We start from the raw sequence: 13,737 nt of genomic DNA, 5'->3' as shown, positions 1-13,737 counted from the left end.
CAGTGCCACCCAGGCCCGTCGAGCTCCGGCCCGGCCCGGAAGGGCACGTAGCGCTCGGCCATCAGCTGTTCACGCATCCAGGGAAGCGACATGTCCACGCCCCGTTGCGCTCAGTCCTGCGTCCGTTGCCCGGCTCGGGTGCCGACCTCCATCTGATCAAAGGGGCAGTGATCGTTACCCCTGTACGCCCGCTCTCATCGACGTCGATGCCATGACGGGCGGGCGGCAATAACTTGTGTCCCGCACGGGCTTGTTGCCGCGTCCCGCGGGCAGTACTCCTCGCCTCCGCATTGGTGGTGTCGACGGCTCCTACAGAACTGCTGACGGTGAGGCCTGTGCCGGCGGTAGTGCATCGTCTTGAGTCGGTGCTTCAGATAGTGGGTTCGGAGGTGTCCCTTCGCCACAGGGCTCGAACACTGGGCGTTTTCCGTTGCGTACCTCGCCGTGGTCGCCATCCATGGGCCGATCCGTCCGGCGGTCGATGTGCCGTCCGTGCGGCAATCGCGCCGCAGCACTTCGCAGAGTGGCACGCACTGCTGTCGCCGGTGGTCCTGGGCGAGTCGGTCGACGCCATCGGGGTCGGGATCGGCGCCGAAGGCTCCGAGAGCCGCTCCGGGAGGCCCGGGGTACGGCGGCTGTACAGCAACGTTCCTCATCGGACACGCGATTGGTCGTCCCGCGACGGCGGCGCCGGTGTGATGTCGAAGGTACGACAGGCCGGGCCGGCATCCGTCCGGGCCTCATTCGACCTCATCATCCCCCTCGCCTCCTCGGCCGCATCCCTGCGCGAGCGCACGATTGATGGACATCACGTTGGACACCCTGTCCGACGATGCGTAAGCTGCAAAGCAGGCACCATCGGGCGCCTCATATTCCAGACGGATCAGGAAAGTTGACTATCGTGACTGACGGGCCTTCAAGGCCGACTCTCCTACTGGTGCACGGGGCCTGGCACGGCGCGTGGTCCTGGGAGAAGCTGACACCGGTGCTGGGCGCCGAGGGATGGCAGACCCGGACGGTCGACCTGCCCAGCGCAGGCGGGCGAGCCGGTGTACAGGAAGACACGCAGGTGATACGCGCCGAGTTGGAGAGCATCGACGGCCCGGTGGTCGTTGTCGCCCACTCCTACGGAGGCATACCGGCAAGCCAGGCCATCGCCGACGCCGGCAACGTGACCCGCATCGTCTACCTCTCGGCGTTCCAACTCGATGTCGGGGAGAGCCTTCTCGGCTTCTATGGTGTGCCCGCTTCAGCGGAGCGGGAGGACTTCGAGACCTGGCCGGGCGATCCTGTCGAGATGTTCTACGGGGACCTGCCCCGAGCCGAGGCCGAGGAGGCTGCCAAGCGGCTGGTGCCGCAGAGCGCGAAGTCCTTCAGCGACGCCCTCACCAAGGCGGGTTGGCACACCGTCCCGTCGACCTACATCGTCTGCGAGGACGATCAGGCCCTGCCCGCGCAGAGCCAGCAGGCGCTGGCGGCGCGGTCCGGCACCGTCCACCGGATCGCCGGCGGCCACTCGCCGTTCCTGGCGAAACCGGTGGAACTCGCCGCCCTCTTGGCGACGATCATCCTCGAACCGGACGCGTGACCCGGTCCGCGAAGCCCTCACAGCAACCCAGATCACCTTCCGGCAGCGTTCACTGCCACCTTCTGCACGCCGTCGGGCGGGCAGGCGCGGTCGGGCAGTCCTGCCGGGCGGGAACAACATGAACAAGGAGAACGTGGTGAACAGCACCAACTCACAAAACCATGCGGGCGCACCCTCCCGGGAATCCGTCAGGGCAGGCCTCGTGGCACGAGCCGTCGAGCTGCAGCCCCTGCTGCGGGAGAACGCGGCGCACGGCGAGGCGGATCGGGTCCTGCCGGCGGAGGTCGTCGACGCTCTGGCCGAGGCGGGCATCTTCCGGCTGCTGACCCCCAAGCGGTACGGCGGTCACGAGACCGACCTGCGGACCCTGACCGAGGTGAGCGAGGCCCTGGGGGAAGCCGATGGGTCCGCGGCCTGGGTCGGGATGATCATTGCCGTGACGAACTGGCTGGCGTCCCTCTTCCCGGACAAGGCCCAGGAGGAGGTGTTCGGAGCCGACCCGGATGCTCGAGTGGCCGGCGTAGCAGCTCCGACAGGCATGGGCGAGCGGGTGCCCGGCGGCTGGCGCGTCAGCGGGAAGTGGTCGTACAACTCCGGTGCGCCGTTCGCCACTTGGGCGGCGGTCGGTGCGCTCCTGAAGGGTGAGGACGGGAGCGTCCAGGACCAGGCGCTCGTCCTGATCCCAGCCTCCGACCTCGCTGTCGAGGACACCTGGAACACCGCGGGGATGAGGGCCACGGCCAGCAACACCCTGATTGCGTCGGACGTGTTCGTGCCCGAACACCGTGTGTTGTCAGTGCCCGCGGCCGCGGAGGGCGTCTACCCGCGCACCGTCGGGGACGAGGCACTGTACGCGTCGATGTTCGGGCCGATGCTCCTGCTGTGCCTGGTCGGACCGCTGCTCGGGCTGGGCAGGGCGGCGTTGGGGACCGTGGTGGGCGACGCCACGGCGAAGCCGCTGTCCTTCACCGTCCACCGTCGGCAGGCCGACTCGGTAGGTGTCCAGATACAGGTGGCCGAAGCGGCACTCAAGCTGGAGACCGCCCGCCTGCACACCTATCGAGCCGCTGACGAGGTGGACCAGGCCGCCCGCTCCGGCGAGCTGCTGGACTACACGGCACGCACGCACATCAGGGCGCGCGCGGGTCTGGCGGCGCAGCACGTGCTCGAAGCGATCAACATACTGTTGAACGCCCACGGCTCCTCCGGATTCGCCGACGACAAGGCGCTGCAGCGGGTCTGGCGTGACGCCAACGTCGCCGCGCGCCACGCCGGACTCGTCCCGGCGGTCGGCCTGGAGGTCTACGGCAAGTCGCTGCTCGGCGTGAGCGAGCGCGTCAGCCTCATGGTGTGAGTGCGCTGTGAGCCCTTGAACGCCGGACATCTCCCGGCGTTCAGGGCCCACACAGTGAACTGCGAAATGTGCTCCCCGGTCGGTTCTCTAGGATGTTGACATGGCTTCCACTACTCGACGTCCCTCCAGCGCGGCCGACCGGCGGGCGGCACTCGAAAAGCGGATTCTGTCCGTGATCGAGGACTGTCTGCGCACTGGTGTGACGTACACCGAGCTGAGTGTGGAGCAGATCGCGAAAGCCGCGGGCGTCTCCCGCTCGACGTTCTATCTGTACTTCCGCGACAAGGTGGACGTGTTGCTTCGGCTGAGCGGTTCGCTCAAGCAGGAGAGCTTCGCGATCACCGCGGCCTGGAGGCCCACGGGTCCCGGCGGCGGCGTCGGCGGCCTGGCGCGCACCTACGAGCTGATCCTTCGTCACTACCGCGAGCACGCGGCCCTGTTGGCCGCGATCAATGAGGTGGCCGCGTACGACCCCCTGGTGCGCGAAGCGTGGAGCGCGGACCAGGACCGCTTCGTCGAAAACCTCGTGACAGTGCTGGAGGAGGAGCAGCGGGCCGGCCGGACTCCGGCCGACATCGACCCCCGGCTCGCCGCCAAAGCGATCGTCCAGGGGGGCAGCCAGGTCATCGCTCAGCAGGTGTCCGACAGCGATGGCGCCGACGACGCCGCCGTCGCCGGTGAGCTGGCCCGCGCGTACTGGTACGGCGTCTACCGCCGGCCCGCAGGAGACCCTGCCGCGGGCTGACGTCACCGCCCGCCGTTCGGCGCCTGATGCAGCGGCCCCGGCCGCACATGCTCCTCGGACCAGGTCGTGACAAGCCCGACTTCGGCCTGCTCCCCGTTTCGCAACCGGACTGTTTTCTACCTGATTCCCGGCCTGTCCGTGCGGCCGGAAAACCCTGGAGCAATCATGAAACTCGCACGCCGTTTTCACGCCCCTGTCGTCCTGCCCGCCGATGCGACGTTCTCGGTCGTCCGGGACGCTGTAGTCGACGTGGGAAACGACGGCCGCATCACGTACTGCGGGCCTCTGTCCGAAGCACCCCCGGCCGACGGCAGGCCCGTCACCTTACTCCCCGGCATCCTGATGCCCGGCCTCATCAACGCGCACGCGCACAGCGCCATGACCCCCCTACGCGGCGCGGGAGGCGACCTGCCGTTGATGTCATGGCTGAACGAGGTCATCTGGCCGGCGGAGGCCCGTATGCGGCCGTCGGACGCCTACGCCGGCATGCTGCTCGGCTGCGTCGAGATGCTGCAGCACGGCGTCACGACCAGCGCCGAGATGTACATGCACGGCGAGTCGGTGGTGCAGGCGGCACTCACCGCGGGCAGCCGAATACTTCTCGCCCCCGCCTACTTCGACCGGCCCGGAGAGGGATGGCAGAGCGCTCTCAAGGAGATCGAGAAGTGGATCGACGCGGACGGCCTCAGGTTCGGCCCCGGCGACCGGGTCGAACTGTGCTACGGCCCGCACTCCGCCTACACCCTCCCCGTCGAGGCCCTGCGGGCGACAGCCGAGTCGGCCGCCGCCCGAGAAGCCCTGGTACACATCCACGTCGCAGAGTCCCTGGCGGAGGATCAGGCACAGCGGGCGGAGTACGGATCCGTCCCCCAACTCCTCGGCAAGACAGGGCTTTTGAACGGGCGTCTGCTGGCGGCACACGCCGTGCACCTATCCGCCCACGACATCCGGCTCCTCGCCGACCACGGCGCGGGAGTCGCCCACTGCCCGGGATCCAACGCCAAGCTCGCCTCGGGGGTGGCCAGGCTCACCGCCCTGCGGGCCGGCTCCGTCGCCGTGGGCCTGGGCACGGACGGCCCGGCCAGCAACGACGACCTCGACCTGTGGGAAGAGATGCGCCTCGCCATGATGCTGGCCCGCGCTACGACCGGAAATCCGCTCGCCCTGACCGCCAAGGAGGCGCTGTCGATGGCGACGCGCGGCGGAGCCGCAGCACTTGGGCGGGACGACATCGGTGTGCTGAGCCCGGGCGCGTGGGCCGACCTGGTTCATGTCGCGGTGGACGGGCCGTACTTCGCCGCGGGACTGGACGTGCCGGACCCGCAGCTGCTCGCCAACCTGGTCTGGGCCGCGGGCTCCCGAGCCGTTCGCGACGTCTGGGTCGCCGGTGAGCAGGTCGTCGCCGCCGGAGAGCCCCTGCACGTCGACCGTGTCGCCGCCCAGCAGGCGGTCGCCGCGGCGGCAGCCCACATGCTGCCTGCCGCGGCGTAGCACGCGCTCGGTCAGGCACCGCGGAGGGCGCCGGTGGCGTACTCCCAGAGCCGGTCCGCCGCCTGCGGGTCGAGCGCGTGGGCGGCCACGCCACCACTGGGCTGATCCTCCTCATCGGCCGGGACGGTCCGCGCCTCCTGGTTGTCCTCGAAGTAGCGGCCGGTGACACCCTTCAGCAGGGGCGAGGCGGCCAGGAGGACAGACGTGGCGGCCCCCTGGGCGGGATTCTTGTAGTACGGCAGCGGAGTCAGATTCCCTTCGCTGTCCATCACGCCGAACGCACGCATGGTGTCGTCGTCGAGGTGCCGCTGAAGACGAGTGAGGATGTACCCAGGGTTGAGCGCGTTGGCCGTGATCCCGTCGGCTGCCCAACGGCGGGCCCCCACCGCGAACAGGACATCGGCAGACTTGGACTGCCCGTAGGCCACCCAGGGGTCGTACGGCCGCCGCTCGAAGTGGGGGTCCTCGAAGTCGAAGGGCACGCCCAGGTGGGCGCCGGAGCTGACGGCCACGATGCGGGCGGAGCCGGCGTCCCGCAGTGCCGAGTGCAGACCGGTGGCCAGGGCGAAGTGCCCGAGGTAGTTGGTGGCGAGCTGCATCTCCCAGCCGCCCGGGGTGAGGGTGCGCGTGGGAAGAGCCATGATCCCGGCGTTGGCGACGAGGATGTCGAGAGGCCCACGCCATGCTCGCACGAAGGCGTCGACCGAGGCGAGATCGGCAAGATCGAGTGCCTCGACGCGTACCCGGCCCGCGCCGTCGACGGCGGCGAGCTCCTGGACGAGCGGCTCCGCGAACTCCGGACCGCGGGTGGCGATCGTGACCTCCACTCCGGCGGTGGCCAGGGCCCGGACGGTCTCGGCGCCGATACCGGAGGCACCGCCGGTGACCACGGCTCGGCGACCGGTGAGATCCACGCCGTCGATCACCTCTGTGGCACTGGTGTGGGAGGAGAAGGGAGTGGTCAGGAGGTCGGTGTCGTTCACTGAGAGCCTTTCGGGCGGGAGGATTGGCGTCATGGAGGATCTTGACGGGGGCAAGGTGCCGTGGAGGACGGGCCGTTCGGTGATGCACAGTGCCGCCGAACGGACGTGTGGCCAGGGCTTGTTCACTTGACCGGCGCGGTGAGGTCCGTGTCGTGTGCCAGTGCGGCGTCGTCGCTCGGCGCCGGCGGGATGTTGAAGTTGCGGTTGAAGACGTCGTCCGGGTCCCAGGCGGCCTTCAGGGCCCGCAGGCGGGTCAGGACGGGCTCCGGGAAGGCGTCGAACAAGCGGGCCGGGTCGGTGTCCGTCTCGAAGCTCAGGTACGTGCCGTTCAGGTGCGGGTAAAGCCGGGCCCAGTGGCTGTCCATGCGCGGGACCCACGTCGGCGCGGTGGCGGCAACGACGGAGAAGTGCTGGGTGCGGTGTGTGTGACCAGGCCATGGCGTCCTTGGGTATGTCGTGCACCGCGCCGCCCATCGAGCGGAACTGCATGACCAGGACGTCGCCCGACTTCATCGTCTCCTCGATGATCTCGGCGGCCTCCCGGGTGATGTGCTCCAGCAGCCCGCTGCGCGTCTCCTCCAGGCCCTGGCCCTGGTGCTGGTTCCCGAGCGGGGCGACGATCAGGTGGTACGGGACGAGCTGCGCCTGCTGGTCGATGACAGGCCCGGTGCCCAGGAACGGGGTGAGGGCCTTCTGCGCGTCCTCGACGTCGTCCCCGGCGTACACCAGAGTGACCTGTGCGGTCACCGGATCTCTGCGCCGGGCGGGGAACAGGGACAGGAATCTGGTGATCTCGCGCGGGGCAGCCTCGACCAGGCGCCCCCATTCCATGAGGAAGTCCGCCGTGTCGGTCGCGTCCATCACGAGCGTCGCGTAGGTGACGTTCTTGAGGTCGTACGCCTGGAGCTCGAACGCGCTCACGATGCCGAAGTTGCCGCCCGCGCCGCGGATCGCCCAGAACAGGTCGGGATGGTGCTCGGCGTCGACACGGAGCCTGCGGCCGTCGGCGACGACGATCTCGGCGGCCGTGATGTTGTCGATGGTCAGCCCGTACTTGCGGGCCAGGTAGCCGAGACCGCCGGCCGTGGCGAGGCCACCGACGCCGACATCGCCGTAGTCGCCCGAGCTCATGGCCAGGCCGTACGGCGCCAGCGCGCGGGCGACGTCTCCCCAGCGCGCGCCGGGCTCGATCCGGATGCGTCCGGTGGCCCGGTCCAGGACCTCGACGGAGTTCATCTTCGACAGATCGATGACGATGCCGCCGTCAATGGTCGACCGGCCGCTGATGCCGTGGCCCCCGCTGCGCACCGCTATGCCGACGTCCTGGCCGCGGGCGTAGGCGAGGGCCGCCACGACGTCGTCGGCGTTCTCGGCCAGGACGACCAGTGCGGGGGATCCGGTGCGGGTGTAGGTGTGACGCACGTTCTCGTAAGCCCGGTCGCCCGGCTCGACGACCTTCTTCGCGAGGGACTCCGGGACGGCGTCGTAGCTGATGGTGCCGTGCCGCTCGGCGAGGGCGACGGCCGGGCGGGCGGGCGCGGCGCTCGTTCCTGCCGTCGCCCGCTCACGCGCCACCGCCTCGCGCAGCGCGGGGGCGACCTCCTCGCCGAAGGTGCGGACCAGCCTCGGGTCGTCGCGGCCGATGAAGAACCCGGAGAAGCCATGGTCGAGGACGAGCGTGAGTAGCTCCTCGACCCACTGCTCCGGCGGTCCCTGCAGGTGGCCCCGGCGCACGGAGGAGAAGTCCACCTTCATGACGTTGAGCAGACGCCGGATCTCGCGCGGATCGCGCCCCGCCGCGAGCGCCGCGTCGTCGATGATCTTGTTCGCGTCCGCCATCACCGGGGTCTCGATGTACTCCAGCGTCGGCAGCCACCCGTCCGCCTTGCGCCCCGTCAGCCGGAGCATCCGCGGCTTGTAGGCGCCCAGCCAGATCCCGATGTCGTGGGCCGGACGCGGACCACGCTTCATACGCGGGATCTTGTAGTGCTCGCCGTCGAAGCGCAGCGGTCCGGGCTGATCGATGTCCCAGACGCCGCGCACGATGTCGATCGCCTCGTCGAGGGCGTCGACACCCTGGCCCGCCGTCAGGCGGCGGCCGCCCATGGCGCGTACGGGGTCCGGAAAACCGCCCGCGCCGAGCCCGAGTTCGAACCGGCCGCCCGAGAGGAGGTCGAGGCTCGCCGCCGTGCGCGCGAGCACCGCCGGGGGCCGCAGGGGCAGATTGGTGACGTTCGCCGAGACATGGATGCGGCTCGTGCGGGCCGCGACCCAGGACAACAGGGTGTAGGTCTCCAGGAAGTCCGCGTTGTAAGGGTGGTCCTGGAAGGTCGCGACATCCAGCCCGGCCGCTTCGGTGAGTTCCGCCAGCACCACGGCCTGTGCCGGGTCGTGCGCGGTGGGGGTGATGAAAGTGCCGAGCATGAGCTCATGGCCGTAGTCGGGCATCGAGTGATCCTCTGGTCGCCTGGTTGCCGTGCGTGGGCGCTGTGCAACTTCTCGCGGTGGGTGCTTCTGTCTGGGCGCGCTTCATTTCCGTGCGCTGCCCCGTGGTGGGGTGAGTCCCGCGTTGGAGGGCGGGTTGGCGGCTTGGAGAACGCGCCGACGTCGCCGATCTCGGCCTTCTGTCCGGCCGAGGGCGCGGGCCGCCGGATGCCGTCGCTCGCGCCCCGTGATCGGCATACTGATCAGGCGATGCAGAAGGGACCGCCGTTGCCCTCGGCCTGGTAGCCGTGGTGGGTTCGCTCGGTGCGGGTGGTTTCCGCGACGGTCCACGCCTGGTACTTGGTGAACACGGTGGCGCCTGCGAGACGCTCCGGCCAGGTCTGGCCGTTGGACGTGGTCTTGGTGAGCGTCTTCTCGGTAGCGTAGTTGGCGCTCGAGTTGATCCAGTTCTCGGCGCCGACCATCTGGTGCTCGCGGCCCAGCCCCACGACGAAGCCCTGCAGGGCCTCGGAGTTACTCATCTCCCTCAGTGCCTCCTGGGAGAAGTCCAGTACGTCGTGCCAGTACTCACGCGCGATCTCCACGTCCTCCCGCGTGCCCCAGCGGGAAATGTGACCGCCTATCAGGGCCTTGAAGTCGTAGGACAGGATGTCGTCGTGGGCCTGGTAGAACCCGCTGATGTTCTCCGAGGCACCGCAGTGCATGAACATCACCGAGCCGGGACTCACGATGTCGATCTTGGTGAGTACCTTCTGCGCCGGCCCGTAGATGTAGATGTTGCCCGGGCAGTGGCCGGCGCCCTTGTAGGACAGCTCGAGCCTGGTGCCGCCCGTCGAGGGTCTCGTCGGTGGTGAACGTGTCGGTGGGCAGCGGACGGTACTTGTCGGGGAAGCGGGTCAGCAGTTCCCGTGTGATGTCATGCGCGATGATCTTGACTTCGGAGCCGAACTGGGACGCCGCGCCGATATGGTCGGAGTGCCAGTGGCTGTAGATCAAGTGCGTGACCGGTTCGTTGGTGACGGACCGGATCGCCGACCGCAGGTTCTCGCCGAGTCCGGGCGGGGCGTCGATCACGACGACGCCGCTTCCCGTCACCACGAACCCCGCGTCGTAGCCGGCCGGGCTCGTGACCCAGTAGAAGTTGCCACCGTCACCCACGTTCTCCAGGTGGTAGCCCTTCCCATAGAACGCCGGGTCGTTCAGGTACTCGGGCATGAACTGCTTCGGAGAAGGTGCGTGTTCCGGAGCGAGGGCCTTAGGAAAGCCCCACTTCGTCGGGTAGAAGTCACCGAACTTGGTCGACATACTTCTTGCTCCTGTTGGTGTCGGGCGGTCTCCGCGAACGCCGTGTTGATGACGTCGAATTCGTTACTGATGATCTCGGCGTCGTGTCGCCGAAAGGTCGCCGAGACCTCCAGGTCAGACGCGCCTTCGTCGGGCGACATCACGCCCGGAATCTCAGTAGAACCGCACCAGCCAGTGGCTCGGGATGACATATCGAGCGCGAACTCGGCGGGGTACAGCGGCGTCCGGTGCCGCGCCGGTGTTCTCGCAGAGCCCGCTGAGCGGCTACTGCTTCGAGGTGAGCGTCACCCTGGCCGGACTCCAGCCTGCTGTCCATGCGACTGAATGCGCCCCGGGACAAATCATGTGCGCGGTCTGTCTCTCGATCGTGGTGATCTCGCGCCCTTCGTACTGGTTCGCTCCCATGAGGCCCAGGAAGTCACGTAGTCCGTTGGGGGAGGATGGCATCGGCTTTGGACCCTTCAGGCGGCGGGTGGCCGGAAAGGCGATTTACGAAAATGATTGCGTTACAACTCTTCCCGGGCGCGGCCCAGATCGCACCCGGGTAGGACACTGGTCGAGTCCCTGGCGCGAAGGCGAAGGTGCGGTCTGCCCTCGGTTTGAGGTGTTACGGCGCTGCCGACGGGGTTGGGAGACAGTCGTCGGCCAGGGACCAGGTTCTGTGGAGCTGCCTGCGTGAGGTGACGCCGAGCTTGCCCAAAACCTTGCGCAGACACCATTGGACGTGCGTGGGCCGAGGAAGAGCCCTGCCCCGCTTTCGAGGTTCGTGAGGTTCTCACGAGCCGGTGCGGCATTACGACCGTCGAAAGCCCGCGCGACGAGCTGTGCGAATCCGACGTGGCGAAGTTCGACGGCTTCGATCTCGAAGGCCACCACAATGCCCGCGCCGCCCCCGATGGTGAGCCCGTCATACCGTACAAACCATCCGAGCCGCCGACAGTGACGAGGCCGCCGACACCGATGTTGCCGTGGCCACTGAAGCTGGGCACGGCGGCGTCAGGGCAAGGTGCCGGGTCTCGGGCCATGTCACAGCGGAAGGATCGAGGCTCACCCCGCAGGAGAGTGGGCGCTGGTAATCGGTCATGCCTCTACAGTGCGCCGGTCCAGCCGCATGGCAAAACGACGAGTAAGGCGCTAACCTTTTATAAGTGGACACCATTCATGACGACACCTGCCCGAGCTTCGAAGGCACACTCGAACTGATCGGACGCCGCTGGACAGGATCGGTACTCCAGGCCGCCGCCCAAGGAGCCCGACGCTTCGGCGAATACCGGGCACTGATCGACGGCATCTCCGACCGGCTCCTCTCCCAGCGCCTGAAGGAACTCGAGGCAGCGGACCTCATCGAACGCACCGTCATCCCCACCACCCCCGTACAGATCCGCTACCAACTCGCCCCGGACGGCCGGGCACTCGTGAACGCCCTGCAACCGCTCGCGCAGTGGAGCATGCGACGCGCCTCGAGCCCCAGCAGCGCCGGACGGGTCCAGGCGGCCTGACCTCCGGAACCCACACCATCAGCCCGACTCCCCCGCCGAACCAAGGCCGCCGGCCCACACCGTCACCGGCGAGCCTTGCCGTCCGAGGGTCTCGCGGGGTCGGATCCGTCCGGAATCGTGCTCTGGAGTTGTCTGCGTGAGGTGACCCCGAGCTTGCCGAAGATCTTCCGCAGGTGCCATTCGACCGTACGCGGACTGATGAAGAGACGGGCTCCGATCTCGGCGTTCGTCAGGCCCTCACGGACGAGTCTGACGATCTGAGTCTCTTGGGAAGTGAGTTCGCTCTGGGTGTGGGCGGTGCGCTTGCGGACGTTTTCGCCCGTGGCGAGCAGCTCACGCGTGGTCCGCTGCGCGAAGGCCTCCATGCCCATCGTGGTGAAGAGCTCGTGGGCGATGCGCAACTGGTCGCGGGCGGCCTGCCGACGGCGCTCGCGGCGTAGCCATTCCCCGTAGAGGAGGTGGGCGCGGGCCAGCTCCCCGCGGACAGTGGTGCGGCCCAGCCGGTCGATCGCTTCCCGGTAGTGGCCTTCAGCCTCTGCGGTTTCGGCCAGGAGGGCACGCATGCAGGCCTCTATGCCCCCGGTGCCCAGTCCGTGCCGCTCGGCCGAGTCAGCTCCATGAGGCGGCGCACGGCATCAGGGCAAGCTCCTGGTGTGCCTCGGGCGGCAGTCTCGATGTACTCGACGAGGGTGAAGGTCGCGGTGCCCATCGCCAGTTGGCGGTATCCCTGGATGACCCCTTCCGCGGCCGAGAACGCCTCCGTGTAGCGGCCCTGTTGTACAGGAGGGCCCTGGCCCAGCCGCCGATTTTGGGACCGTTCCCCTCACCCCGCGAGTGGCCCCCTCGGCGGCATCCTTGATCAGGTCGGTACATTCCGCCTCACGGCCTCGCCAGGCACTGAGCAGGAGCGCGCCGTAGAACGGAGCCGTGGTTCCAACCGCCCCGGAGACCGTATGTACTTCTTCCACCAGCGATACGGCCTCGGCCAACTCGTCGGCGAAAACGTGCACAGCGCTGCGCATGGCCAGGGCAAGCGGAAGTCCCGCAACCCGTCCTATCTCCCTGGTCAGTTCCAGGTGACGGGTAGCCAGCAGGGCCCAAGCTTCGTCGTCCCACGGGCTCGTGGCGGTCACACCGGCCACCCACAGGCAGCGCAGTCCCTCCTGGTTGGAAAGGTCCGGCTCGTTGAAGGCACGGAGGGCCAGTTTCAGGTTGGGCGCACCGGCGGCGTGGCCTTCGACGATCCGTGCCGCGAGGCATGGATGTTCGGTAATTGTCGCCCCGGTCAGCGAGGGGGCTGGGACGGAAGGGCATCAGGGGTAACGCGATCGACCTTGGCTGCGTCGGCGAGGGCGGCGGCAGCGGCTTCCGCGGCCTGAGCCGTGTCGTCGGCTGCCTGGGCGGCCGTGTCGTCCGTGGGTTTCTCGCGAGTGGCCGGCGACTGCGGCAACACCTCACTGAAGGCGCGGGACACGCCCTGGAGGGCAGCGGTGACCTCGCTGGGAATCACCCAGAAGGTGCTGCCCGGGCCCTGCGCGAGTTGGGGCAGCATCTGGAGATACTGCCAGGCGAGCAGCTTGGGGTCGGGGTCGTTGCGATGCACGGCCTGGAAGACCTCATCGATGGCCCGGGACTGGCCCTCGGCCTGGAGGATCGCAGCGGTCCGGTTGCCCTCCGCGCGCAGAACGGCGGCCTGCTTGTCGCCCTCGGCGGTGAGAATCTGCGCTTGGCGCTGCCCCTCGGCCCCGAGAACCGCGGCCCGCTTGTCCCGCTCGGCCCGCATCTGCTTCTGCATCGCGTCCTTGATGGTCTGCGGAGGGTCGATCGCCTTGATCTCCACCCGGTTGACCCTCAGCCCCCACTTGCCGGTGGCCTCGTCCAGCACGCCACGCAGCTGGCTGTTGATGGTGTCCCGTGAAGTGAGGGTCTTTTCCAGGTCCATGGACCCCACGACGTTGCGCAGGGTGGTGACGGTGAGCTGCTCCACCGCCTGCAGGAAATTGGCGATCTCGTAGAAAGCCGCTCGGGGGTCGGTGACCTGGAAGTACAGGACGGTGTCGATCTCGACGACCAGATTGTCCTCGGTGATGACCGGCTGCGGTTTGAAAGACACGACCTGTTCCCGCAGATCGATCACCGGATGAACGCGGTCGATGAAAGGGATGACGAGGCTGAGGCCGGGTTTGAGTGTCCGGTGGTAGCGGCCCAGTCGCTCGACATTGCGAGCGCGCGCTTGGGGCACGATACGCACCGCCCGCACCACGGTGAAAATCGCGATCAGTGCGACGATCAGGCCGGCAATGAGGAACGCCGAGGTTTCCATGGTT

At 68.3% G+C, this 13,737-nt stretch carries 9 protein-coding genes and 2 pseudogenes; 5 read left to right on the top strand and 6 right to left on the bottom strand.

Annotation, left to right across the window (positions count from 1 at the left end; genetic code table 11):
- Positions 1–937: 937 nt before the first annotated feature.
- The 4 genes from AC5DRG_RS49640 (at position 938) to AC5DRG_RS49625 (ending at position 5,178) form a co-directional block, all read left to right on the top strand.
- Entirely contained in the window at positions 938–1,588 is a 651-nt protein-coding gene (locus AC5DRG_RS49640) for an alpha/beta hydrolase (RefSeq protein WP_491806932.1), read from the top strand.
- Positions 1,589–1,724: 136 nt separating this feature from the next.
- Positions 1,725–2,942 (top strand): acyl-CoA dehydrogenase family protein, encoded by a 1,218-nt coding sequence (locus AC5DRG_RS49635; protein ID WP_491806931.1) that lies wholly within the window; start codon positions 1,725–1,727, stop codon positions 2,940–2,942.
- A 100-nt stretch (positions 2,943–3,042) separates the two neighbouring features.
- Complete coding sequence (locus tag AC5DRG_RS49630; RefSeq protein WP_491806930.1) at positions 3,043–3,687, top strand: TetR/AcrR family transcriptional regulator; 645 nt, start codon at positions 3,043–3,045, stop codon at positions 3,685–3,687.
- Between the two features lie 165 nt (positions 3,688–3,852).
- Complete coding sequence (locus AC5DRG_RS49625) at positions 3,853–5,178, top strand: amidohydrolase family protein (protein ID WP_491806929.1); 1,326 nt, start codon at positions 3,853–3,855, stop codon at positions 5,176–5,178.
- Positions 5,179–5,189: 11 nt separating this feature from the next.
- Here the strand turns inward: AC5DRG_RS49625 and AC5DRG_RS49620 are convergent, their stop codons facing one another.
- The 4 genes and pseudogenes from AC5DRG_RS49620 to AC5DRG_RS49605 form a co-directional block, all read right to left on the bottom strand.
- Positions 5,190–6,194: an SDR family NAD(P)-dependent oxidoreductase gene (locus AC5DRG_RS49620; RefSeq protein WP_491813374.1), complete on the bottom strand. Its 1,005-nt coding sequence runs from the start codon at positions 6,192–6,194 to the stop codon at positions 5,190–5,192.
- Between the two features lie 1,011 nt (positions 6,195–7,205).
- Positions 7,206–8,585 (bottom strand): annotated as a pseudogene (locus AC5DRG_RS49615) (LLM class flavin-dependent oxidoreductase); the annotation flags it as partial.
- 263 nt (positions 8,586–8,848) lie between these two features.
- The gene (locus tag AC5DRG_RS49610) at positions 8,849–9,334 is read right to left on the bottom strand and encodes a hypothetical protein (protein WP_491813402.1); all 486 of its coding nucleotides are present in this window, start codon (positions 9,332–9,334) and stop codon (positions 8,849–8,851) included.
- Positions 9,335–9,593: 259 nt separating this feature from the next.
- Positions 9,594–9,821: pseudogene (locus AC5DRG_RS49605) on the bottom strand (MBL fold metallo-hydrolase); the annotation flags it as partial.
- A 1,238-nt stretch (positions 9,822–11,059) separates the two neighbouring features.
- On the opposite strand from AC5DRG_RS49605, the gene AC5DRG_RS49600 reads away from it, so the two are divergent.
- Entirely contained in the window at positions 11,060–11,410 is a 351-nt protein-coding gene (locus AC5DRG_RS49600; protein WP_491806928.1) for a winged helix-turn-helix transcriptional regulator, read from the top strand.
- A 62-nt stretch (positions 11,411–11,472) separates the two neighbouring features.
- On the opposite strand, the gene AC5DRG_RS49595 is transcribed toward AC5DRG_RS49600, so the two are convergent.
- Positions 11,473–11,973, bottom strand: coding sequence for a helix-turn-helix transcriptional regulator (locus tag AC5DRG_RS49595; RefSeq protein ID WP_491806927.1), 501 nt, complete (start codon positions 11,971–11,973; stop codon positions 11,473–11,475).
- Positions 11,974–12,695: 722 nt separating this feature from the next.
- Complete coding sequence (locus AC5DRG_RS49590) at positions 12,696–13,733, bottom strand: SPFH domain-containing protein (protein ID WP_491806926.1); 1,038 nt, start codon at positions 13,731–13,733, stop codon at positions 12,696–12,698.
- Positions 13,734–13,737: the final 4 nt, after the last annotated feature.

This window comes from Streptomyces sp. JLBG701 (genome assembly GCF_058544905.1).
This window is presented reverse-complemented; position numbering and strand designations above follow the sequence as displayed.